At 66.5% G+C, this 24,325-nt stretch carries 18 protein-coding genes; 5 read left to right on the top strand and 13 right to left on the bottom strand.

Going from position 1 to position 24,325, the window contains the following annotated elements; all coding sequences use genetic code 11:
- Positions 1 to 417: 417 nt before the first annotated feature.
- The 3 genes from NTV05_02135 (at position 418) to NTV05_02125 (ending at position 2,740) form a co-directional block, all read left to right on the top strand.
- The gene (locus NTV05_02135) at positions 418 to 1,575 is read left to right on the top strand and encodes a P1 family peptidase (GenBank protein MCX6543195.1); all 1,158 of its coding nucleotides are present in this window, start codon (positions 418 to 420) and stop codon (positions 1,573 to 1,575) included.
- 111 nt (positions 1,576 to 1,686) lie between these two features.
- Complete coding sequence (gene arfB / locus NTV05_02130) at positions 1,687 to 2,103, top strand: alternative ribosome rescue aminoacyl-tRNA hydrolase ArfB (GenBank protein ID MCX6543194.1); 417 nt, start codon at positions 1,687 to 1,689, stop codon at positions 2,101 to 2,103.
- Between the two features lie 25 nt (positions 2,104 to 2,128).
- Complete coding sequence (locus tag NTV05_02125) at positions 2,129 to 2,740, top strand: winged helix-turn-helix domain-containing protein (GenBank protein MCX6543193.1); 612 nt, start codon at positions 2,129 to 2,131, stop codon at positions 2,738 to 2,740.
- On the opposite strand, the gene NTV05_02120 is transcribed toward NTV05_02125, so the two are convergent.
- The 4 genes from NTV05_02120 to NTV05_02105 form a co-directional block, all read right to left on the bottom strand.
- Entirely contained in the window at positions 2,704 to 3,120 is a 417-nt protein-coding gene (locus NTV05_02120; protein MCX6543192.1) for a response regulator transcription factor, read from the bottom strand. The genes NTV05_02125 and NTV05_02120 overlap by 37 nt on opposite strands.
- A 63-nt stretch (positions 3,121 to 3,183) precedes the next feature.
- Entirely contained in the window at positions 3,184 to 5,574 is a 2,391-nt protein-coding gene (locus NTV05_02115) for a PxKF domain-containing protein (protein ID MCX6543191.1), read from the bottom strand.
- A 101-nt stretch (positions 5,575 to 5,675) separates the two neighbouring features.
- Entirely contained in the window at positions 5,676 to 6,305 is a 630-nt protein-coding gene (locus NTV05_02110; GenBank protein ID MCX6543190.1) for a response regulator transcription factor, read from the bottom strand.
- Positions 6,302 to 7,507 carry an ATP-binding protein gene (locus tag NTV05_02105; GenBank protein MCX6543189.1) on the bottom strand — a complete coding sequence of 402 codons (1,206 nt, stop codon included), beginning with the start codon at positions 7,505 to 7,507 and terminating at the stop codon, positions 6,302 to 6,304. The genes NTV05_02110 and NTV05_02105 overlap by 4 nt, the downstream gene beginning before the upstream one ends.
- Positions 7,508 to 7,632: 125 nt before the next feature.
- Between NTV05_02105 and NTV05_02100 the strand changes: the two genes are divergently transcribed.
- Positions 7,633 to 7,878, top strand: coding sequence for a hypothetical protein (locus NTV05_02100; GenBank protein MCX6543188.1), 246 nt, complete (start codon positions 7,633 to 7,635; stop codon positions 7,876 to 7,878).
- A 463-nt stretch (positions 7,879 to 8,341) separates the two neighbouring features.
- Here NTV05_02100 and nuoB read toward each other — a convergent pair whose 3' ends face one another.
- The 8 genes from nuoB to NTV05_02060 form a co-directional block, all read right to left on the bottom strand.
- The gene (nuoB, locus tag NTV05_02095; protein MCX6543187.1) at positions 8,342 to 9,256 is read right to left on the bottom strand and encodes an NADH-quinone oxidoreductase subunit NuoB; all 915 of its coding nucleotides are present in this window, start codon (positions 9,254 to 9,256) and stop codon (positions 8,342 to 8,344) included.
- Between the two features lies 1 nt (position 9,257).
- Positions 9,258 to 10,934 carry an NADH-quinone oxidoreductase subunit C gene (locus tag NTV05_02090; protein MCX6543186.1) on the bottom strand — a complete coding sequence of 559 codons (1,677 nt, stop codon included), beginning with the start codon at positions 10,932 to 10,934 and terminating at the stop codon, positions 9,258 to 9,260.
- Positions 10,927 to 12,396 carry a proton-conducting transporter membrane subunit gene (locus NTV05_02085; protein MCX6543185.1) on the bottom strand — a complete coding sequence of 490 codons (1,470 nt, stop codon included), beginning with the start codon at positions 12,394 to 12,396 and terminating at the stop codon, positions 10,927 to 10,929. Before NTV05_02085 ends, NTV05_02090 begins: the two co-directional genes overlap by 8 nt.
- 3 nt (positions 12,397 to 12,399) lie before the next feature.
- Positions 12,400 to 13,056, bottom strand: a complete 657-nt coding sequence (locus NTV05_02080) for a hypothetical protein (protein MCX6543184.1) — start codon at positions 13,054 to 13,056, stop codon at positions 12,400 to 12,402.
- Positions 13,053 to 13,997, bottom strand: coding sequence for an NADH-quinone oxidoreductase subunit H (locus tag NTV05_02075; protein ID MCX6543183.1), 945 nt, complete (start codon positions 13,995 to 13,997; stop codon positions 13,053 to 13,055). Before NTV05_02075 ends, NTV05_02080 begins: the two co-directional genes overlap by 4 nt.
- Positions 13,994 to 16,078, bottom strand: a complete 2,085-nt coding sequence (gene hyfB / locus NTV05_02070; protein MCX6543182.1) for a hydrogenase 4 subunit B — start codon at positions 16,076 to 16,078, stop codon at positions 13,994 to 13,996. The genes NTV05_02075 and hyfB overlap by 4 nt, the downstream gene beginning before the upstream one ends.
- Before the next feature lie 259 nt (positions 16,079 to 16,337).
- A complete protein-coding gene (locus NTV05_02065; GenBank protein MCX6543181.1) occupies positions 16,338 to 18,257 on the bottom strand; it encodes a M14 family metallopeptidase in 1,920 nt (639 codons plus the stop codon).
- Between the two features lie 17 nt (positions 18,258 to 18,274).
- Positions 18,275 to 19,897 (bottom strand): M14 family zinc carboxypeptidase, encoded by a 1,623-nt coding sequence (locus NTV05_02060; protein MCX6543180.1) that lies wholly within the window; start codon positions 19,895 to 19,897, stop codon positions 18,275 to 18,277.
- A 268-nt stretch (positions 19,898 to 20,165) separates the two neighbouring features.
- On the opposite strand from NTV05_02060, the gene NTV05_02055 reads away from it, so the two are divergent.
- A complete protein-coding gene (locus NTV05_02055) occupies positions 20,166 to 21,602 on the top strand; it encodes an RNB domain-containing ribonuclease (GenBank protein ID MCX6543179.1) in 1,437 nt (478 codons plus the stop codon).
- 58 nt (positions 21,603 to 21,660) lie between these two features.
- Here NTV05_02055 and NTV05_02050 read toward each other — a convergent pair whose 3' ends face one another.
- Positions 21,661 to 24,165, bottom strand: coding sequence for a response regulator (locus tag NTV05_02050; GenBank protein ID MCX6543178.1), 2,505 nt, complete (start codon positions 24,163 to 24,165; stop codon positions 21,661 to 21,663).
- Between the last annotated feature and the right edge of the window lie 160 nt (positions 24,166 to 24,325).

Here is a 24,325-nt window from a genome sequence, read left to right as displayed (position 1 = left end):
GTCTGGATCGACGACCATCGCCTGGCGGTGTTCGTCCTCGGTGTGGATGGCAGCCCGGCCTCGCTGCAACTGGTCGACACGAGGGCGGACACGGCCGAGGTGATTGAGCCCAACATCGGCCGGTCACTCCTGATCCGCCCAGGGCAGAAGACGGTCAGCTTCATCGGATATCCGCCCGGTGCGGCGGCGGTGGTCAAGCAACTCGATCCGGTGACGAAGAAGACGACGACCCTCACCGAGGGGCTGGGGGGAAGCGACTACCTCGCGTGGCTGCCGGATGGCCGCATGTTGATGGCGACGGGGACGAAGATCTCGATCTGGCGCGACGCGGCCGGCGGCTGGACGGAGGTCGGCGATTTCGCATCGGCCGGCTTAACGAAGATCACCCGTCTCGCGGTGAGTCGGGACGGCAAGTGGCTGGCTCTTGTTGCCGAACCGGCCGCAGCCTCTGGCCAGGAGACGAGCCGGTCGAAACCGAGGGCGCGCGATCTCGGCGTGCCGTTTGACGGGACTCCCGGCCCGCTCAATGCGATCACCGACGTGGCTGGCGTCACCGTGGGCCACACGACGCTCATTTCCGGCGACGGCAAGCTCGTGGTTGGCAAAGGCCTCGTTCGCACGGGCGTCACCGCCGTCCTTCCTCGCGGTAATCGCTCCATGGCGGACCCTGTGTTCGCGGGCTGGTTCTCGCAGAACGGCAATGGCGAGATGACCGGCACCGCGTGGATCGACGAGTCGGGCTTCCTCGAAGGTCCCGTGATGATCACCAACACCCACAGCGTGGGCGTGGTGCGCGACGCGGTCGTTCAGTGGCGCGTCGCCCATGGCCAGCCCGACGCGAGCGGATACTGGTGGTCGCTTCCGGTGGTGGCCGAGACATGGGATGGCTGGCTGAACGACATCAACGGCTTTCATGTGAAGCCCGAGCACGCGTTTCACGCGATTGATTCCGCCCGGTCAGGGCCGGTCGAAGAGGGGAGCGTGGGAGGCGGCACGGGCATGGTCTGCAACGGCTACAAGGGAGGCATCGGAACGTCCTCACGCGTGCTGACCGCAAAGGAAGGCGGCTACGTCGTCGGAGTGCTCGTCCAGTGCAATTACGGCTCGCGACGGAACTTTCGCGTCGCGGGAATTCCGGTGGGTCGTGAAATCACCACGGCGGATTCGTCCACGTATCAGCCTTCATCCATCTCCGAGCAGGGCTCCATCATCATCGTCGTGGGCACCGATGCGCCGCTGCTTCCCACCCAGCTCAAGCGCCTCGCCCGCCGCGCCACGCTCGGCCTCGGCCGCAATGGCAGCATCTCGGGAAACGGTTCCGGCGACATCTTCATCGCCTTTTCCACCGCGAACGCCGGAGCGTTCTCGTCGACCACGCCCGTGGACGTGAAGATGGTTCCCAACGACGCCCTCGATCCTGTCTTCGCCGCCACCGTCGAGGCGACCGAGGAAGCCATCATCAATGCGATGATCGCCGCCGAGTCGATGACCGGCATTGACAATCACCACGTCTCCGCCCTGCCGCACGACCAACTCAGGGCCGTTCTCGAGAAATACAATCGCCTCAACAAGTAGGAACACGACTGAGTCCGTGCCATCACGGTCTCACCAGACATTCCTCGCCGCCTGCGGCGGAAGGCGATACAGTCATCCATGACCGGCCCACTTCCGCCGGAGCCAAGGTCCATGATCAGGATTGCCGACGACATCGTATTGGACGAACGCGCGGTGAAGGAGCGCTTCGTCCGGGCGTCTGGCCCCGGCGGCCAGAACGTCAACAAGGTGGCCACCGCGGTCGAACTGCGCTTCGACGTGCGCGGATCGACGCTGCCGCCCGCCGTCAAGCAGCGCGTGATCGAACTGGCGGGAAGCCGCGTGACCGCCGACGGCGTGCTCCTCATCGACAGTCGAGAGCATCGCACGCAGGGCCAGAATCGTGAAGCCGCCCTGGCCCGGCTCGTCGCGTTCCTTCAGCGAGCCGCGAGGCGGCCGAAGACGCGGCGCCCCACCCGGCCAAAGGCCGCGGCGCGCGAGAAGCGGCTGGCGACCAAGAAGAGACGGAGTGCGGTCAAGGCGCTGCGAACTGGCAAGGACAGAGACTAATGACCGCTGCATAAAGAATAGTACAATGTTCTTCGAGGTGCGCGATGCCCGGCGGATCGGTGGACAGAAGGCGTTGAAAGTGCGCGTCTCGCCGGGGCGCCCACCGCGGCTGTCGCGGGTCGAGGGGCGCAGGCTGGTGTCGGTGTTGCTCAAAGGGGCGCTGGCCGCCGGCCATGCCAACCAGTTGTGGACGACGGCTCGGGTGGCGGCGGTCATCTCGAAGCAGTTCAGCGTGCGCTATCACCGCGATCACGTGGGCCGGCTCCTGCACGCGCTGGGCTGGAGCCACCAGAAGCCGCAGAAGCAAACGCTTGAGCGCAACAAGGCGGAAATCCGCCGCTTCATCCGGGAGGACTGGCCGCGGGTAAAACAAACGCCAAGCGGTTGGGCGCGCACCACGCGGCTGCATTACCCACTCGGCCCTTCCCCCTTTTTTTGCGCTGAATGTGCCATTCTTTATGCAGTTGTCATTAGACGACCGTCGCCAAGTACTTGCGCCGCCACCGGAGGACGCCGCCCTCGCAGCGAGAGGAGCGCTCGTGTGAACGCGGGGGCCACGATCCGCTCCTCCGCTCCTCTTCTTCAACACCTGACACCGTATCAGGGATGCCGCGTCGTCGCGCGCGGACTGATGTAGGTGCCGCCGGCCAGGACGGCGCGAATCGCCTCGACGAGCGATTGCGCCGCCTCGCCCTTTGTGACGTATCCGCTGGCGCCGGCCGCCAACGCCCGCCGCACGACGGCCGCCTCCTCGTGCATCGAATAGACCACCACGCGAAGGCCCCTGCGACAAAGCGTCGCGATCAACTCGAGGCCGCTGGCCGGCCCCAGCGTGAGGTCGAGGACGACCACTTGCGCTGATGCGAGGCCCGGATGGGCCAACATGGCCTGGGCACCGTCCGCCTCGCCGCCAATCGCGAAGCCGGCCTGTTCGAGCAGCAATGCCAGTCCTTGCCGAACGAGCGGATGATCGTCGACGAGAAAGATGCTGACGCGAGGTCGCGATCGATCGTTCATCTTTCGTCCGGGCGTGGCTCCGCAACAGGAGCCACACCCGTCCCGAGGTTGAGGGAATGGCGGTTACTTCAAGCCCAGATCCACCGTGTGAGAAACGCCATCGCCCAGATTGAAGGAGATCCGGTAGGTGCCCGAACTCAGTCCCTTCGTGCTCCAGTTGTAGATGTACTGGCCGCTGGCCGCGTCGTACCGGAACAGGTTGCCGGTCGTGGCCGCTGCGGTCGAGTTGGCCTCCACGTCCGAGCCGACGATCCCGTTGCTGACCTTGGCGTAGGAGAGCGTGGCGGCCAGCGTGGTGATGCCCGCGCTGGCGCCCGTGAGTGCGAACTTCACCGGCACCGTGCTGCCCGCCTTGAAGATCGAAGCGCTGACGCCGCTGGCGTTGGGCGGATCAATGGGCTGCAATACGCCGGACCAGGAGTATAGGATTGTGACCACCACCACATCGGTCGCCGTTGCTCCGTAGGAGTCGGTGACTGTCAGCGTGATGGTGTGCGTGCCGGTGGCCAGGGTCAGGGACGGACTGGCGCCACTGGGGATCGGGGTCCCGTTCTCGCTCCACGCGTAGGTCAACGCATCGCCGTCCGGATCCGAGGAACCGGAGCTATTCAGTGTAACCGTAGTTGATCCGCCAGTTGCCGTCACGTTCTGGTCCGGCCCGGCGTTGGCGACAGGCGCGGAGTTGGGCTCTGGAGCCACATTGACAACGACATCATCCGTGGCGGTGGCTCCGTACGGGTCGGTCACCGTGAGCGTGAAGGTGTGCATGCCCGCCGCCAGGTTCACAGTCGGCGTGGCGGTTGTGCCTAATGTGCTGGCGCCTTCCTGCCAGAGGTAGGTGAGCGCATCGCCGTCCGGGTCGGACGAGCCCGAGCCGTTCAGCGTGACGGCGGCCGTGCTGGTGGCCGGATCACCGTCGTGCGGCACGGCCGCGGTGTGGTCCGAACCTGCATTGGCCACAGGGGCACTATTCACCAGTTCGAGCGCGCCGATGTCGTAGCCTCCGCGCTGGGGACGGGCGACGCCGCGCTGGTCGGTCGTCACTGGCGCGCCGTCAATGTCGGTGGCGCTGCCCGCGTCAATGGCCGGGCTGCCCGCCAGCAGCGCGTGAGTGAAGGTCAGGCCGCCGTTGTCGGCCAACGGCCCCAGCATCGGGTCAGTGTTGATCCGGTCGGTCGGGTCGGTCAAGAGGCCGGCGCCGTCATCGCTACAGAGGTTGTAGCCGTAGGACTGGAACATGCCGCCGGCGTAGAATAGGTTCGCACCTGAAGGGCCGGCCTTGAGGATGGTGTTCTTGATGCTCACCGGCCTCGCGCTTCCACCCGTGTACATGTTGCTCCAAATGCCGCCGGCCTGGACGTCGGCCCAGTTGCCGTTCAGAGTGCTATTGTCCACGGTCAGCCATCCAGCCCCGGAAGTGGCTATCGCGCCGCCGTAGCCAACGCCAGAAACGGTCGTAGCCGAGTTGCCGCTCAGGGTGCTGTTCTTGACAGTCAAAAAGGCGTAGGCCATAGGGGCATTGCAGGCGATGCCGCCGCCGTAGGCTTCTGTGCTACCCGAAACGGAGTTGCCGCTCAGGGTGCTGTTCTCCACGGTCACCCAGGCTTGGGCCATGGAGGACCCAGCTGCCCAGACATAGATGCCGCCGCCTCTGGCACTAGCGCCACCGGAAACGGAGTTCCTGCTCAGGGTGCTGTTGGCAATCGTCAGAATCCCCCTGGCGCCTTCCCCATGTCTGGCATAGAGGTAGATGGCTCCGCCGAATCTCCCAGCGGTGTTTTCGGTCAGGGTGCTGCTCTCGATCGTGACTGTTGCGGGGGCGTCATAACTATTTGAGAAAATTGAGATGGCGCCTCCGCCTGCGTTTGCAGAAGTAGCCGGATCGGTAACCGAGTTGCCGCTCAGGGTGCAGCCGATGATGGTCAATGTTGCGTAGTTCATGTTTTCGACGCCGCCGCCTCGGTAGGTGGCGGAGTTATCCCTCAGCGTGCAGTCTTGGATCGTCAACGTCCCCGCGTTTTCGACGCCGCCGCCACTAGATTCGTTCGCGAACCCATTGGCGATGGTCAGGCCGGAGATCGTCACGATCTTGCCCCCGCTGATGTAAAACACCCTGGTCGCATGCTGGCCGTCCACGGTCAACTGGTCCCGGCCGGGACCCACGATGGCCACGCTTTTGTCCACGACCAATTGGCCGCTGGTCAGCGAGATCATGGCCGGCGTGGTGAGCGCGAAGCTGATGGTGTCGCCGTCCACCGCGCTGGCCAGGGCGGCACGCAAGGTGCCGGCGCTGCCATCATCGAGCGGGCTGGTGACTGTGATGGTGGCCGCCGAGGCGGTCTGCGCCGCGCAGAGCGCCAGCATCAGAACGACGAACTGAAATTTGATTGCTTTCACCTGACTCCTCCTCGGGTCTGTTTTTCCTGATGGTCCCGCTTCTTTCGGTTCGACCAAATGGAGCGACGACCTTGGGAGGGAGTATCGCTGGAGACGGGTTCGGCTCTGAGCGGGAAAACTCGTCAACAATGAGAGGGAATTCCCTCTCACCTGCGGCGCTAGAGGGAACGCCGCTGACGGTCGGAAATGGCGTGCCGCCGGAGCTCTTTCATGCCGGCCAGACCCATCTTGTCCATCAGGCGCGTGCAGTAGGTTTCCACGGTGCGCGGGCTGACGTGAAGCCTGGCCGCGATCTCCTGGGCGTCGCAGCCCTCGCCGAGCAGGTCATACAGCTGTTCTTGTTGCCGGCTGAGGTCCGGGTCGGTGACGCGCTGCGCCAGTCCTGAGGCGGCTCTCGGGCTGACATAATCTCCGCCGTCCAGCACCGTGCGGATCGCCGCCACCAGCGATTGCGCGGCTTCGCGTTTCGTGATGTAGCCTTTGGCCCCGGCCGCCAGCGCACCCCGCACCACGGCCGCGTCCTCGTGCATGGAATAGACGACGACGCGGATACCCTGCCGGGACAAGACCGGAATCAGGTCCAACCCGTTCGCCCGATCCAGCGAGAGGTCGAGAATGGCGACTTGCGCGGCAGCCAGACCCGGATGGGCCAACGTGGCCTTGATACTCTCCGCCTCGCCGCCGACCGCGAATCCGGCCTGTTCGAGCATCACGGCCAGCCCCTGCCGGACGAGCGGATGATCGTCCACGAGAAAAACGGACACACGCTGGGGTGCATCGTTCTTCATGCGGAATGGCCCTTCGCGGCTTCGTCGGGCACACGGCAGGTCACGACGGTACCGCCATCGGTTGGATGCTCAATCGTCAACGTCCCGCCGATGATATCGGCGCGATGCGCCATGAGTCGCAGGCCCATGCCGCCGACCTTGGTCTCCCCAGCGCGACGGTTCCCGATGCCGTCATCGCGGATGCGAAGTGTGAGTGAGTCCGCCAGTCCCAAGAGCTCCACCTGAATCCGGTGGCAGCGCGCGTGCTTGACGGCGTTACCCACTGACTCCTGGGCAATCCGATAAAGGTGCTGGGCATGATGCGGATCGGAGACGGCGACCGGACCGTCGCTCCGAACATCGCAGGCCACGCCCGCGGCATCCTGGGTGCGCTGAGCCAGACGCTGCAGCGCCGAGATGAGCGAATCCGGATCCAGATCCACGGGACACAGCCCCTTGGCCACGTCGTAGGCCATGCCGATGGAGGCTTCGATCATGGAACGCACGTGGCCGGTCGCACCGGCCTCCGGCAGGTTCTGAGAAACCAGCTGATTTTCGAGGGCGGCGCAGTGCAACTGTACCGCGGTGAGATGCTGGCACACACCGTCGTGCAATTCCGCGCCCAGCCACCGTCGCTCGTCCTCGGCAACCCGGAGGATTTCGTGCTCGAGATCCCGGCGCATGGTGGTTTCGTTTTCCAGTTTGCGCCGTGCCTGCCGCTCCGCCGCCAGGGTCCGCGTTTGCAGTGCCACAAACCGCGTGAACAGTACCATCAGCGGGATGAGCGCCGCGAACAACATCAGTCCCTGAACCAGCCAAAACCCGGGATTGATACTGTTCTCGTGAATGATGCGCCAGCGCAACAGCATCCCGTTCCCTGCCAGAACCGTAAACGCCGCCAGCATCAGGGTGGTAACGGCAACGGCAATCCAGCCCTCCGGTGAACCAAGCAGGACCACCGCCATCAGGGGGAGCAGCAGCAGCAAAACGCGGCCATGTCCAACCAGCCCGGTCAGCACGAGTTGCTCGGCCGCCAGCACGTAAAGGCCAGAGAGAAGAATGGCCGCGCGCCAGCGGTAGTGCTGCCGCCGGATCAGAAGCGCCACCAGCAACGGACCATACACCGACGCCAAAAGCCACCGGGCCGGCCACGGAAATGGAAAGGATCTTTGCAGGAAGCCGTACGCGACCACCGGCAAAATAGTGGCGGCGCCGACGACCACAACCGCATGGGTGGCAGCCGCCCGCCACGCTCCCTCAGCCGCACCACCTTCCTCGCGAATGGGAGCTACATCAGTCGACATGGGTCATGGAATGCAAGGCACCGCCTGCGATTTCGCAGGTGGCAATGGCAGAGCATACCCCGTCAGATGATCCGAAGGAAAGTCCCGTTCCCGCGTCACGGGACACGCCGTTGCGGGCCCCGGCGGTTCTGATCCTCGCCGGTTACATGCTCTTGCGCCGCAAGGGCGCGAAACCGAGCGTGGGACGAGGGCTGGTCGCTGTTCAGCGGGGCGACCTCCTGCGCCCCGGTCTCCGGCGTGTGGCTCTGCAGGACATCGGTCTTGCGCAACTGGCGTTTCAGCTCGCGTAGTACATCTCATGCTCCCAGCGCCGCTCATGCGACGTTGGCCCCGCACGCGGCCACCAGATCGCGAAGCACATCCATCGCGCGACCGCCGACGTCTTGCCGGTCGAGCACGGCTCACTCTACGCGGCTCTCCACCGCATGGACGATCCGTCGCGGTGGCCATCGGCGCGCCTGCTAGCGTCGTTGGCGTCGCGCCTGCTCTCGAACCAGTTGTTCGGCGTCCACCTCCGCGGGCCGCTCCGATGCTGACCGCGCGCCCCTGATGAAACCGGGATAGCGAGGCCCGGTGCATCAACCCGATGGAACACCCAGGACGACCAACGATCGAGACCCCACTCAGACATCCGCACCTTGCCCCCGCAGGTCGAGAGACAAAACGTGTGTCTGTCTTCATCCCCATCAATCGCGTGTCGCCGCATTTCTATTGGTTCGCGTTTCCTTCGTGGGGAATGCGCTTATTCTGGGCCTAGTTCACCCGCCCGCTGAGCGATCGGCGGGCATCCAGGCGGCCGATCGCGACGAGGATGCCGAAGATGAGCGCCTCGGGCCGCGGCGGACAGCCGGGAATGTAGACATCAACGGGGAGCACCCGATCGACACCGCCGGCGCTGGCGTATCCTTCGCCGACGATGCCCCCTGAGGCCGCGCATGCGCCGACCGCGATCACGATGCGCGGATCGGGGATGGCCTCGACGGTGCGGCGGACGGCCGTCTCGAGGTTTCGCGTGACCGAGCCGGTCACGATCACTCCGTCCGCGTGTCGCGGTGACGCGACGAAATCGATGCCGAGGCGACGCACGTCGTACACCGGGTTCAGCAGCGCCGTCAGTTCCCAGTCGCAGGCGTTGCAGGATCCCGCATCGAGGTGGCGCAGGTGCAGCGACCGTCCGAGCACGCGGCGGATTTCCGCCTTCGCCAAGGCTACGGCGGACAGGTCCGCGGTCGCCAAGGCTACGGCGGACAGGTCCGCGGTCGCCAAGGCTTCGGCGGACAGGGCCGCGGTCGCCAAGGCTACGCCGGACTCGTCCGCGCTGGCCAACAACCCTGCGGCGGACTCGTCGGCGACCACCTCGACTCGCAGGCCGTCTCGACTGTGCGCCGCGAGTTCAAAGTCCCTCCCCATCGTCACGGCATCTCCCCACGAAGCCTCGGCACAGCGGCCACAGAAGACGCATCGCGCGAGGTCGACGGCGACGTGTCGGCCACTGCCGTCAACGCGCTCAGCAAGCGCGCCCGCCGGGCACGCGGTGGGAGGAGGCAGGCGGCTGCCCGGACGAAGGACGGGCGCTCCGCGAAAGCGATCGGGCGCGACGGCCGGTTTCGCCGGATAGCGTGTCGTCACCACTCCGGTGCGAAGCGCGTTCATGACAATTCGCAGCATGTCAGCGATCCGTGCACGAATAACAGAGCTCGAAGCTCTTGTTGACGAGCGGGAAGTCCGGGACGATCGCCGTTTCGGCGGCCAACGCGACGGCGGGCCAGTTGTGGTAGCTCGGAGATCGCAGGTGGTAGCGATCCACGCGGCCGCAAGCATCGGTGCGAAGCCAGTGAACCGCCTCACCTCTGGGTGATTCGATCGCCGAGATCCCAATCCGTTGACCTGGCAGCGGCTCAGCGATCGTCACCTGCAGCGGCCCCGGTTCAAGCCGCCGGATGAATTCGCCGATCAGCCGGATCGACTCCCGCGCCTCGAGCGCGCGAACCGTCATGCGGGCCATCACGTCGCCCTCCGATGCGGTCGCGACGTGCAGGTCGGGCGGCATCGCAGTCGCGAACGCGCCGTGAGGGTGATCCCGCCGCGCGTCCCGATCCACGCCGCTTGCCCGCGCCCCCACGCCGGCGACGGCGAGATCCCGCGCAGCCTGCTGTGGGAGGACGCCAGTACCGTCGAGACGATCGACGATCGAGGGATTCGCTTCGATGCGCCCCATCAGGTAGTCGAGCCCGACAAGCGTCTCCTGGAGCGTCGCGCGGAGAACAGGAACGAGGCTGTGCGAGAGATCGAGGCGGGCACCGCCAGGCACGACGATCCCGCGGAGGAACCGATTGCCGGCGAGTCGTTCGTTGGTCTGCTGAAGTCGTTCCTTGAAGCGGGCGCCGGCAGCGGTGCCGAAGTGGAACGCGGCGCCGGCGCAGATGTTGCCGATGTCGCCGACATGGTTGTACAGCCGCTCCAGTTCGAGCGCGATCCCGCGGATGAGCCGGGCCCGCGGCGGGATGTCCACGCCGGCAATCTGCTCGAGGGCTTCGCAGTAGCCCAGTCCGTGCGCGACCGAGCAGACCCCGCAGATCCGCTCCGCGACGTAGAAGGCATCGAGAGGAGAGAGCCCCTCCATGCGCTTTTCCAGTCCGCGATGCGTGTAGAACAGGCGTGCGTCGAGATGGAGAACGGTCTCGCCGACCGAGGTGAAACGGAAGTGCCCCGGCTCGATGATGCCCGCGTGAATCGGGCCGACCGGGATCTCGAAGACGCCCTCGCCTTCGCCGACCAGGTGCGGGAACTCGTCGGCGGCTTCGACGGGAACACGCCGCGACCCATCGAACGCCTTGCGAAGCGGGAAGACGCCCGGCGGCCACCCGTCGTGGACCACGAGCGTGCGGGGATCGGGGTGTCCGACAGGGACAATCCCGAACAGGTCCCGCATCTCACGCTCGTGCCAGTTTGCGGCCGGGACCGCCCTCGTCAGGGAGGGCACCTCCGGGCGCGCCGGGTCCACCGAGATCAGCAGTGTCACAAACCGATCAACCTGGGCGCGGTCGCCCCGGGCGGCCGGCTCCTCGCCTTCACTTTTCGAGCCTGGGCGAGGCTCGCCGAAGCCTGGTGACGGCTCGAAGATATAGCGCACCTTCAGATCGCCATCCGGCGTCATTGTGTCGTCGGTGGCGACGATCGTGGCCAGCGCCATCGCGAACGGTCCGATGAGCACGTCGGCCGCCGCCGGAAGATCATGCGGGCGACCGAGGCCGACGGTCAGATCCGATGGGCGCGGGCCGGCCTCGGCCTCGACGGATCCGCCCGTCGACGCCCGCAGCGCGCTGGTGAGGGTTGCATCAGTCAACGATGATCTCCGTGGCGCGATGGAGGAGTCCGTCCAAGCTCCCGGGGATGGTGAGGCCGAGCAGGATCATCATCGCCGCAAGCAACATCATTCCGAGCAGTGGCGACCAGGCCTCGGGTTCCCGGCTGGCTGCGGCGCTCGGTTGGCCGAATACCATCGCCCCGACATGGTGGAGCAAGCCGGCGAAGATCACGACGACCATCGCGAGGAAGATCGCGACCGCGACGAGGTGCCCGTGGCCGATTCCGGCGCGCAGCACCATCAGCTCGCTGACGAAGATCGAGAACGGCGGCACGCCGGCGAGCGACAGCGCCGCGAGCATCAGGAGCGTCGCGCCGACGGGCGCCACCGCCAGCAAGCCGCGGATGGCCCGCATGTCGCGTGTGCCGTAGCGCGCAATCGCCTTGCCGGCGGCGAAGAACGCGAGGGCCTTCGTGACGCCGTGGTTCACCACATGCAGCAGGGCGCCGTAGGTCCCGACAGGGCCGCCGAAGCCGAGGCCGAGCGCCACGATCCCGACGTGCTCGACGCTGTGATAGCCGAGGAGGCGCTTGATGTCGTGCTGAGCCAGGATGAACGGCGTCGCGACGACGATCGAGGCGAGGCCGAAGATCAGCAGCACCCCCTCCGGGAATGACGGCCCGCACGCGGCGGCGGCGATCGTCTGGAACCGGATGATACCAAGGAGGGCGCACTTGATGAGCGCGCCCGAGAGCAGCGCCGAGACCGGTGTGAGCGCCTGGCTGTGGGCGTCAGGCAGCCAGAGGTGCATGGGCGCGAGACCCGCCTTGGTGCCGTAGCCGACCATCACGAAGATGAAGCCGATCCGGACGATCCCCGGGTCGAGCGTGGGTGCGACCTTCATGATCGCCGACCAGTTCATCGCGCTCGCGCCCGCGCCCACGTGTGCGGCGGCCGCCGCCGCAAACACCAGCACCGTGCCGAACAGGCCAAAGGAGATGCCGATGGTCGTCACGATGATGTACTTCCACGCCGCCTCGAGACCGTGGTGATGGCCGTGGTAGCCGATGAGGACGGCCGAGGTGATCGTCGTGCCTTCCATCGCGATCCACAGCACGCCGAGGTTGTCGGCAAGGACGGTCACGACCATCGTCGCGACGAAGGCGTGCACGAGGGCGAAGTAGGACCGCAGCAACTCCGGCTTCATGTTGCCGACTGCCACCGCCTGCTTGAGCCACCCGACCGTGTAGATGGAGACGGCCAGCGTGAGGAAGACGACGAGGAGGAGAAAGACGAGCCCGAGATCGTCGATGCGCAGGACGCCGAACGCACGCGGGCCGCCCGTCGCGACCTGGTTGGCGAGGACGAGCGTGAGCGCGAACAGGACGCCCGAGCCACCCACGTCGAGGGCCGAGAGAATGCGGCGGTCTCGCGTCGTCAGCATGAGCAGCGCCGTGACGGTCGGGACGAGCGGAAGGACCCAGAGGAGCGTCTCAGCCATGGATCATCCCCTCAACCGGTCCAGGTCCGCGATGTCGGCGTCGACCGTCGAGCGGACACGGAGCACCATGATCGCCATGACGAGCGCGGCGAGGATGACGTCAAGGATCACGCCGATTTCGATGATGAGCGGCATGCCCGCCGTCACCGACATCGCCGTGAAGAAGATGCCGTTTTCCGACGCGAACAGGCCCACCATCTGGGTCAGCGCCGTCTTTCGCGTTGCCATCACCAGCACGCCGGTCAGCGTGAGAGCGATGCCGACCGGCAGGGCATTGCCGGTGATCGCCTGGCGCACGGGGTCGAGCGAGGCGCTCAGTTGGAATGACGCCACCACGATCGCCACCGCCAGCGCGAGTGTTGCGGCGATCGGGATGACCGGCTCCACCTCGCGCCGGACGTTCATGCGCCGGACGACCCGGTGCAACACCCACGGGAGCAACGTGGCCTTGACGACCAGCGTCACCCCGGCGATCACCCAGAGGTCCGCGTTGTCGGTGGCGGTTGCGAGGACGCCGGCCGCGATGGCGATCAGGAGCGACTGGGCGGCCACAGCGTAGATGGCCCGGTAGATCTGACCCGCCGCGACGATGAGGATCATCGTGAACAGCAGCAGCGCGCCGATGTCGTCGATGACGACGTGGACCGTCTCGGCGCTCACAGGATCCTCAACGCGAGCGCGACGAGTGCGCACACGAAGCCGACGCCGAGGTACTGCGGCACCCGGAAGAGCCGGAGCTTGGCGTAAGACGATTCAACCAGCGCGAGGTAGATCGCGAGCACGAGGATCTTCACAACGAACGCGCCGGCTCCGAAGAGCAGGCTTGCAGCAGCCCCGCCGACACTCGGGCCGACCGGAAAGAAGAGGGCCGACACGAGGCCGAGCGTCACGATCTGTCGTGTGTGCGAGGCGAGCAGCATGCAGCCGAGCCCCGGTCCGGAGTGCTCGAGCAGCATGCCTTCGTGCAGCATGGTGAGCTCGAGGTGGGTGTCCGGATTGTCCACGGGGATGCGGCCCGTTTCTGCAGGCAGCAGCACGAGCATGGCGGCGAAGCCGAGGAAGTCCGCCGCGCGCCAGGCGAGCAACCATGACGTCCCGCGGTGCGCCGCGAGGGCGCCAAGTTCGGTCGTCCCTCCCGCCACCGCGGTCGAGAACACGACCATCATCAGCACCGGCTCGACCAGCGGCGCGACCGTCATCTCCCGCGAGGCCCCCATGCCGCCGAATGCGCCGCCGGCGTCAAGCGCACCGACCGCTGTCAGGAAACGAGCCAGCGCGAGCAGCCCGAGCAGCATCAACGCGTCGCCCAGCGGAAACGCCGACGGTCCAGCCCGGAGGACCGGAACCAGTGCGCCGGCAGCCACGGTGGCTGCCAGCACGAGCACCGGAATCGATCGGAAAAAACCCGAGGCCGTGTCCGCCTGCACGGTGCCCTTGCGGAACAGTTTGCTGAGATCGCGATACGGCTGAAGGACTCCGGCTCCCTGTCGGCACTGGAGCCGCGCCTTGATCTTCTGGATGATGCCGGTGACGAGTGGCCCGAGCAGCACGAGGAGAGTCATCTCGACAAGCACGAGCTCGAGCGGTCTCTCGCCGGTCATCTGCGCTCCACGCCGAACAGCAGCAGCGCCACGACCAGAGCGGCGAGCACAAACCCGATGTACCCATGGATGCGGCCCGTGCTGCGGGCGCGAATCGCCTGCGAGAGTGCCGAGATGTCGCGCTCCACGCGGTGGTAAATCTGCGTCTCAGCCAGATCCACGATCTCCCCGGCGTAGTGGATGCGCCCGACCACGTAGGGTGTTCCTGCCGTCTCGCGCGTGACCTCGCGGCGAGGGTGGTAGAGCGCCGCGAAGACGAGCCGGAGGGGCTTGGCGAACGCGGTCGCCGTGTAGTCGAACCGTGCCGTGGGGCTCATCCCGCATGTCCACGTCGGCGCTGTGCGAGAGGGGCCCTGCCGCCATCCCCGGCGCAGGACCCACGCCATCGCCGTCAGCGCGACGAGGAGCGCCGCCACCATCGTCATGGAAATGGCCGTGGCCTGTGTCCAGCCCGGCGTCAACGCCGTCGACAGCACGAGCGGTCCCCGCGCCGTGACAACCGCACTCGCCCCTGGGCCCTGGAGCAGTTCAGAGGTCGGCGCGTCGAGCAGGCGCATCACATAACCTGGCACCACGCCGAGAATCACGCACATTGCCGCAAGCCACCCCATGCCCGCGATCATCGACGACGGGGCCTCGGTGGCGTGCTCGGCTTGAGACGTTCGCGGGCGGCCAAGAAACGTGACGCCGAACGCCTTGACGAAACAGGCGGCGGCGAGGCCTCCGGTGAGCGCCAGCATCGCGGCGGAGAAGACGATGACCAGTCCGGCCGGACCATGGAGTCGGCTGGCGCCGCCCAGCAGCGCCTGGAAGGTGAGCCACTCGCTGACGAATCCGTTGAGCGGGGGGAGGGCCGAGATCGCGACCGCTCCGAGCAGGAACAGCCCCGCCGTCCACGGCATGCGCCGGGCGAGTCCGCCGAGTTCCTCCATGTTGCGGATGTGAGTGCGACAGAGGACGCTTCCGGCGCCGAGAAAGAGGAGACCTTTGAATGCCGCGTGGTTGATCGTATGAAGAAGCGCCGCCGTGAGCGCGACGGTCGCGAGGGCCGCGCCCGCGCCATCCGAGCGCCACAGAATCATCGCGAGTCCCACCCCGATCAGGATGATCCCGATGTTCTCGACGCTGTGAAACGCGAGCAGGCGCTTGAGGTCATGCTGCTGGAGCGCGTAGAGCACACCGAGGACGGCCGAGATCGTGCCCAGGACGAGCACCGTCCATCCCCAGGAGGACGGAAGCGGTCCGGCGGGTGGAGCCAGCAGATCGAAAGCGAAGCGCAGGATCCCGTAGATCGCGACCTTGAGCATGACGCCCGACATCAGCGCCGACACGTGGCTCGGGGCGGCAGGGTGCGCGCGAGGGAGCCAGACGTGGAGAGGAACCACGCCGGCCTTGGTGGCGAAGCCCCCGAGCGCCAGGAAGAACAGCGTCGTTCGTGTCGTGGGATCGAGGCCAGCCGCCGCCGCGCGAAGCGCCGCAAAGTCGAACGCCCCCGCCCGCTCGGTCAGGGCGAGGAACGCGACCAGGAGCAACGCCGTCCCTCCGTGGGCCATCACCATATAGAGGAGACCCGCCCGGGCGTTCTCGCCGTCCCGGTCGTCGGAGACGACCAGGACGTAGCTGGCGAGCGTCATGCCTTCCCAGCAAAAGAGGAAGGTCAGCGCATCGCCGGCGCAGCAGGCGAACGCCATGCCCGCCAGGAACACATTCAGCGCGAGCACCTGTGCTGCTTGCCGCGCCGGTCCCGCGTCGGGCGAGTGTGCCTGGAGGTATGCCGGGCCGTAGATGGTCGCGGCGACCGCGACGAGGGAGATGACGAGCAGAAAGTAGGCCGAGAGCCCGTCCACCGAGAGCGACAGTCGTGCGAATGGGAAGAGGATCGGCAGAGGCTGGGAGAGCGTGCGGCCTGGTCCGCCGAGCAGCACGCCGAGTGACACGCCGAGGCCGGCCACGGATCCCGCGAGCGCGGCCATGTGACCCACGCGGAGGGCGAGTCGGCCGGACCACCGCGCCAACAGGGACGAAAGCGCCCCTGCTCCATAGCACGCCGCCATCAGACCTGGGCCCAGACCGACGTCCACCTCGCCTCACCCCGATCGGCGCACAACCTCTGAACGACGCGCCGTCGCGGCAACGGGTTACTCGAGGTGAGGCCGCCTGCGCTGTCAGCTACGACGAACGAAAGCCGTCTACGCTGCCAGCTACGGCGAGCCGAGGCCGCCCCGACCGCGGCGACCGCCCATCATCCTACACCCGACGCCGCGCAGATCAAGACGGTGAGCGCAATTGTCTGAACAATCTGACCTCTTGAACGCGATCAGCCCGCGAGCTTGATCGAGTTCAGCTCGCGACCTTGATCGCGATCCGTCTGATCGCCGTTCCTCCGAATTTCGATTCTGTCTTCACCTCAATCCAGCCGTCAGTGCCCGTCATCCTGACGAGCGCGCGGAAGCGGGCCGAATCCCGTCCGCGCAGGCGGAACTCAGTCCTGTTCCCCGTCATGGGTGTGGCGGTGGCCTGGTCATTCAGCGGGTCCACTCGCAAGGCGCCTGCCGGCAAGTCGACCAGCGCGACGTTGGGTGACGTGGCGATCGAGAGTCTGTCGCGCACCGCGCGCTTGAGTTGGAGCGACCGGTCGGAGAATGTCGGGTACACCCGGTCGTTCTTCACGACCGCATCCACCCAGAACAGATCTCCGGTCGCCGGCGTCACCGTCACGGCGTCGATCTCGATCTTCGGGAACTGCGCGGCGCAGTACAGCGCAAAGTGCGTCTGACGCAGCGCTTCCGTCTCCATGTAGGGCGCCGGCGGCGTCCGGCCGGTGTGCTTCTTCGACGTGCCTCCGATCCAGACATCGCCGAGATCAGGATGATGGAACTTGCGCGGCGTAATCCATCCTTCACCGGCCAGATCGGCGTCAATCCACGCCAGGTACTCCACGTCGTCTACCGTGCCGTCGTTGTTGCGATCCGCGTCGCCCAGCGGCGGGCGCCCCCACAGCTCGATCAGGTAGGAGAACGCACCGAGCATGCTGTACGAGGCGGCCTGCGCCTGCCCCGACAGGCCGCTGAACGTTGGCGTGTAGTCCTTGAGAATGTGCGCGCCCTCGGTGACGATGGCCAGCTGCGAGTCCATGTCGTTCTGGAGGTCGGGCGCGACGACGCGCGAGAAGCGCTGCGCAAAGCGATCGGTCTTGCGCAGCTCGGCAAGCTGCGCGGCGACACGCGCATCCTCTGCCTGCCGCTGTTCGGCCGTCAGATTCGTCCGCGTGTCGGGAGGCGCCATGAACATGATCAGGCGGCCCGTGTTGTGGTAGTGGAAGCTCGCGAAGATGTTCGGATGCTTCAACTGGAACTCGAAGACGTTGCGCGTTTCGCTCTCCGACATCGGATAGGGCCAGCCGGCGTCCAGAGACCAGCCGAAGGGGAAGTTCCGGTTCGGATCGGGACCGCCCAGATCGTCCTCGTTGATCCGGCCGTCGCCATCGTTGTCGTAGCCTTCCATGCCGAGGCGGCGGAACCGCACGACCTCTTCGCGGGGATCGGCCACCGGCACGAAGCGCCGCTTGTCGACCGACAGTTTGAATCCGCCCTTCGGGTCCTCGACCCACATCACCGAGATCTCGCCGTCGCCGTCCACGTCCTCGGTCAGGTCCTCGTCGTAGAGGCCATCGCCGTCGTTGTCCTCCATGCGATACGGCTCGCGTGGATTGTTCTCGGTATTCGGTTCGGTGACGTACGAGTCGTTCCCGTCGACGTTGAGGCCCGGCAGGACATAGAACGTCCGGTGATCGACCAGTTCCTTCACATCCGGATCGTAGTCGTAGCGGGTGAGCAGGTACCACGCCAGATACAGCGAGCAGGTGACGCCATTGACCTCGTTGCCGTGGATGGCGCCATCCACCCACATCGCCGGCTTGGCATCGGCTGGCCCGGTGGACTTCGCCGTGATCGTCAGCAGCCACTGATCACGTCCCATCCGGCTCTTGCCGATCGACGAGAGGTCCGCCAGCCGGCTGTACTGCTTCTGAAGACCCTGCAGGATCTTCGTCTTTTCGATGTAGCCGTAGTACTGCTTCCAGTTGATCGGGAAGTCGCTCTCGCCGTGGTTCCCGGCCGGACTGGTCTGCAGCTTCTGCTGCGGTGCGGACTGGAGTGCGGCGGCGGCCCCGGCCGCGCGCAGGGGATGCCAACCCGAGCCGGCCACGACGAGTCCCAGAGCCAGCACCAGGAGGCCGTTGCGAAGACTGTGTGTGCGCATGGATGTCCTCCTCGGTGTTACTGAACCACCACGTCCTGGACTATCGTGCCGCCCCGCTGGGATGTCAGCACGAGCTTCAGCGGCGCGTCGCCATCGACCGCGACGAGCCACGACACGGTTCTGCTGCTGCCCGACTGGCCGACCGGCGCTGCCGCCGGCCGCTGTTCCCGCATCTGGGACAGCGGGGTGGCCCCGGCCTCGCCGCGACCGCCCCGGCCGCCGCCGCGCGCGCCGGCTGCGCCACCGCGGGCGCCGCGCCCCCCTTCACCTGCTGCGCGTGGGAGCGGCAGTGTCCCCTGGAGCACGCCGATCGCCATCCAGCGCGAGCCCTCGAGGAACGTGACCTTCGCGGCATCGCCCAGCAGCCACACCACGTCCTGACGGTTGCCGCGCAATTCGGTGCCGCGCGCCACCTGCGTCGGCAGAGGGCCGACGTTCTCCACTGTCGCCGTGACCTGCACGACCCGATAGCGGCCGGCCGGTCCGGCTCTCTTCACCACCACCGCGTCGGCAGCCTCGCTGACCGTCGCCTTGGTTGCCTGATTCGTCGTGTAGAGCACGTTCGCGGTCGCGCTCTTGAACTGCACGCGCGGCAGCAGCGAACCCTTGAAGCGCTCGAACTGCCACGCCCGTTCGTATGCCTTCTCCAGCGTCGCTCCCGCGTCCGCGCTCGAGATCTGGGTGCTCATGGCAAACGCGCCGAACTGGCCGTAGGCCCAGTCGACGAACACCCCGAATCCGGCTGGTGCCTGCCGGTCGGAGTTGTACGCGCTCCGCCACACGCGCGATGCGGGTGCCTGGCCGGCCAGTTCCTGGTACTTCTTGCCGAGGACGCCATCGAGAATGGCCGTGTCCCGCGCGTCGACCCGTGCGTCAGGCCACCGGGCAAACGGCCGGATCGAAAAGCCTCCAGTCGCGTCGAACGACTGCACCAGCAGGATGTTGGTGTGATTGGTGAAGAACTCGAGCACGGCGCGCGCCTCGGGCAGAGACGAGGGAAAATCGCCGGTGCCGCCGGGCGTGTTGTCGTCTGTCCACCAGCCCTCGGGGAAATTGTCATTGGCCAGTGCCGAACTGCCCGCGGCCGTGCCCGCCGACGGACTGTCCGGGGCGTCGGGATTCACAATCGGGCAGATGTATAACGCATGGTCATCGACGAGCGTCGTCACATCCGGATCGCTCCCGTATCCGGACAGGAGCTTGTCGATGATGTAGAGACATCCTTCCGCCCCCGCCGGATCGGCGCCGCGCGTGCCTCCGTCGATCCACTGGCCGGGTTTCGCCTGGTAGCGCTTCATCGGCACGACGTTATTGACCACGGGTGTCCGCGGATGCTGGAGCGGGACGAGAGTGTCGATCGGCACCCCCGTCTTCATGTTCGAGATGACCAGGACGTGTATGGGGCGGTTCGCGGCGCTCTTGCCGATTTCCGTCAACTCGGTGAGTCCCGGGTTGGCGGCCGCCACCTTCTTCAGGTAGTCCACCGTGGCCGCGTATCCGCGCGGCGCGGCAAACGTGATCGGCACCCGGACGGCTGAGACTCTCGGCGTGCCAGCCTGTGCGCGTTGTGCAGGCGCATTCTGCGCGGCGACCGTGACGCTGAGCGCCAGGCCGATGGCCATTGCGAGGAATGATTTCATGCGTGCGGCTCCAGAAACGGGGCCGAGGCTGGCCCCTGTGCTTCGCGGCCCGACAGAAGCGTCCAATCCGCTCGCGGCGGCGGGGGACACCGCATCGCGTCGGCCGGGCGAAGCATAGCACGGCTGCCGGCGGATGGAGGAATGGGCTATTGTATGGACGGATATGGACGGAACACACGAGACACCCATGAACACAACTGGTCACGAATCAGCCGCCGCGCGAGACGCCAACGGTCATGCGTTCCATGCCAGACAGAACGATCGAGCTATGCTCGCCGCCATCGCGCGCCGGGCCATGATCGAGCGCGGCCTGGAGCCGGATTTCCCGCCCGCGGCGCAGCGGGAGCTGGCGGCCATCAGCGGGCCTGCCGATGCGGCCGACGGCATACGAGACATGCGCGATCGGCTGTGGGCCTCCATCGATAACGACGACTCCCGCGACCTGGATCAGCTCACCGTGGCCGAGCCCCTCGCCGGCGGCCGGGTCAGAATCCTCGTGGCGGTCGCGGACGTGGACGCGCTCGTGCGGAAGGGCTCGGCGATCGATGGCCATGCGTCGCGCAACACGACCTCCGTCTATACTCCCGCCGCGATCTTTCCGATGCTGCCCGAGGCGTTGTCCACCGATCTGACGTCGCTCAACGAAGATCAGGACCGGACAGCCGTCGTGGCTGACATGGTGTTCGAGGAAGACGGTTCGCTCGCGGCTTCAGACCTCTATCGGGCGCGCGTCAGGAACCGCGGGCAGCTGGCTTACCGGAGCGTCGCGGCGTGGCTGGAAGGCGAAGGCGCGGCTCCCGATCCCATCCGGGCGACGCCGGGTCTCGACGAGAATCTGCGCCTCCAGGACCGCGTCGCGCAGCGGCTGGTCGAGTTGCGGCACCGCCACGGCGCGCTCAGCCTCGCGACGACAGAAACAAAGGCGGTCTTCGATGGAGATGCGCTCTCGGATCTCGACCTGGATCAGAAGAACCGGGCACAACAGTTGATCGAGGACTTCATGATCGCGGCCAATGGCGCGACCGCGACCTACCTTGAATCGAAGGGGTTCCCGTCGCTTCGCAGGGTCCTGAGGTCGCCGGAGCGCTGGGACCGTATCGTGCAGCTCGCGTCCGGCCTCGGAGACCGGCTTCCGGACGAGCCCGACGCGGTGGCTCTCGAGTCGTTCCTGGCCCGGCGACGCAAGGCCGAGCCGGAGAAGTTTCCGGACCTCTCGCTCGCAGTGGTCAAACTGATCGGCAGGGGAGAGTACGCGGTCGATCTCCCCGGCGCCGAACCGCCCGGACATTTCGGCCTGGCGGTGAAGGACTACACGCACTCCACGGCGCCGAACCGGCGGTTCCCCGACCTGGTAACGCAGCGGCTCCTGAAGGCGGCAATCACGGGAGCGCCGCTGCCGTACAGCGTCCCGGAGCTTGTGGACGTGGCAAAACACTGCACGGCGCGGGAGGATGACGCGACGAAGGTCGAACGGCTCGTGCGGAAGTCGGCGGCTGCGCTGCTGCTCTCGGGCAGGATCGGCCAGTCATTCGACGCCATCGTTACCGGCGCTTCGCCGAAGGGGACGTGGGTGCGGATCTTCCAGCCCCCGGTGGAAGGCAGACTGGAGCACGGTTTCCAGGGTCTCGATGTCGGCGACAAGGTTCGCGTCAAGCTCCTCCGCACCGACGTCGAGCGTGGCTTCATCGACTTCGCGCGCACCTGAGTCGCCCCGGCGGCGCGGGAGGGCCGGCGCCCCGGGCCAGGCGTCGGCAGTGTATTTCTTACCGTGACCCGATCTTCGAGAGGGCACGCATCAGCGTGTCCGACGAGAACGGCTTGGTCACCAGCGCGATGACAGACGAACCCAGGTCGGCGGCAGCGTCATTGTCATCAGCAAAACCGGACACACACACCACTGGCACGTCGGGACGGATCGCTTTGAAGCGTTCAATCAAGTCCCGGCCGTGCATTCCGGGCATCACCATGTCGGTCAACAGCACATCGATGGGCACGGACATGTCTTCGGCAATCGCGAGCGCCTCGACGCCGCCCGGCGCTTCGACGACACGATATCCGCGCCGCTGGAGAATCCTCCTCGCGACCGTCCGGACGGACTCTTCATCGTCGACCAGGAGCACAAATCCGGTCTGAGTCGTCTGGCCCTCGACGGCCGGGACCTTGGAAGACGACTTGGTTGCGTCCCCCAGCCGCGGCAACAGCACCGTGAACGTGCTGCCGCGTCCGGGTTTACTCTCGACGGTGACGCAGCCGCCGGTTTCCTCCACGATCTCTCGGACCATCGGCAGCCCCAGTCCCATTCCTCGCTCCTCGGGTCTGGTCGTGAAGAACGGCTCAAACACTCGTGCCTGAACGTCGGCCGACATGCCGACGCCCTCGTCCGTGACGGCGAGGGTCACGTAATCACCGGGCGGGATCGTGCACGTCTTGCCCCTGTCGTCTCCGATCGAGACGTTTGCCGTCCGCACGCGCAGGAGTCCGCCAGCGGGCATCGCATCTCGCGCATTGGTGGCGAGGTTGACCAGTACCTGCTCCATCTGGCCCAGGTCTGCCTTGACGAGCCCGGCGTCCGGATCGAGTTCCAGGCGGACCTCGATGCGGTCAGTCAGCAACTGGCGGAGGATGGGCTGCAGCCCGCGCACAACATCATTGAGATTGAGCGTGCCTCGCTGCACGCTCTGGTTGCGGCTGAGGCCGAGCAACTTCTTGGTGATTCCGGAGGCCTTGTCGGAGGCTTCCTGGATATTGCGCAGATCTGCGGCGGCACTGGTGCCGGCCGGCAGTTCATCGGCCAGCAATTCGGCGTAGCCTCTGATGGCGGCCAGCACGTTGTTCAGATCGTGCGCGAGACCGCCTGCCAGCCGCCCGACCGCATCGAGCTTCTGCGCGTGCATCAGTTTTCGTTCGAGCGCCCGGCGTTCGGTGATGTCGCGGCACGTGAACACCATTCCGGCCACTGCCGGATCTTCGCGCTGGTCGGTCGAGATGACTTCCACGTCGCGCCACTCTCCCGAGGCCGTCTCCACCCGGGTCAGCACGTGAAGGGTCCCGGCGGGAATGCCGCCCGGCGTCGTGGCCAGCGGCGCCGCGTCCTCCAGCGGAAACAGGTCGGTAATCCGCGCGCCGATCCTGAGCGCGGGGTGATCGCCGAACATCCGCACGCCGGACGGGCTGACGTACGAGATGACGCCCGAACCGTCCACGACCAGCACGAGATCCGAGGCGTTGTGAACGAGCGACCGGAACCGCGCTTCCTGCGCGAGTTGGGCCGCGAACAGACGCCGGTTCTCGGCCAGAGCCGCCACCTGCCGGAGAGACAGAAGAACCACCATCGCCAGCGTCGAGATCCCCATCAGCTCGAGGAACTTCCGATCGCCTCCGAGCAACTGGATGACCAGCAGGCCGAACACGCCACCCACCATGACATTGGCGAAGACGCTGGCGCGGAATCCAAGCCCGGGTTCGTCTGCCTGGTCGTCCTCCCGCACCAGCCCGAGCCGATGGCGATGCCAGGCCACGCGCGCGGCTGCCCATTTCAGGACCCACGCGAGGAACCACAGCGCGTCAACCGCATCCCCGACGCGGTACCGCGCCATGTCGCTCAGCCAGTAGTTTCCGATCAGGCTCGACGTGTGTGCCGCCAGCAATATGGCCAGGACGATCCGAATCGTCGCGTCGCGCTTCTGGATGACGCCAACGGCGGCCGACACGAACATCACCCAATCGACCACCATCAGGGCGACCGTGTAACCCCAGACCGGGGCGGCCTGGCTGAACATGGTTCGCACGCCAAAGTGGAACGCGAGGACGAAACCGGCCACGACAATCAGTGCGACATCGAGCCGCGCGCGCTGCCGGCTCCCGGGTTTGGAGGTCCTCGTCGGAAACAGCAGATAGGCGGCAATCGCCAGCAGCGAGTTCAGCGGCTCGATGATGTCGAGCCACGCCGGCGAATGCTGCGGGTTCACCACCAGCAGGTAGAGGGACCAGAGATTGCCCGTTGTCCAGAGCGAGAGAGCGGACAGCGAGAGGAGGTACCAAGCCAGCCGAGTCCGGCGATCGAGAGCAGGAACGCGGCCCACTCGCCAGCAGGCCCAGCCAATCGCCAGACCGAGCGGCACGAAGGCAAAGACGCTGATGATTTCGGTCGCGGCCGTGCCGGGCGTGCGCAGCAGCATCCAGACGAAATACGCGGCTGCGTAGACTGCGGCGGCGTGGTCAGCGACGTAGGCCTTGTTCAGGAACCGGCGCAATGCGTGCTCCCTCATTACCGGCGCCGCCATCGGTCCCGGCACCCTGGACCGACACCCGAACCCGTCGAGGACATGGCGCGCCTGCTCGTCATGCTCAGAGCACTATGCCACGAAGGGCGATTCCCGTGCATGCCCCACAGTGCAAGACAGTTATCACTCCGCACAGGAGCCGACG

This window comes from Acidobacteriota bacterium (assembly GCA_026393755.1).
In the GTDB taxonomy this organism is placed as follows: domain Bacteria; phylum Acidobacteriota; class Vicinamibacteria; order Vicinamibacterales; family JAKQTR01; genus JBAXOX01.
The sequence above is the reverse complement of the archived record's forward strand: the minus strand, read 5'-3'. Positions and strand labels throughout refer to the sequence as shown.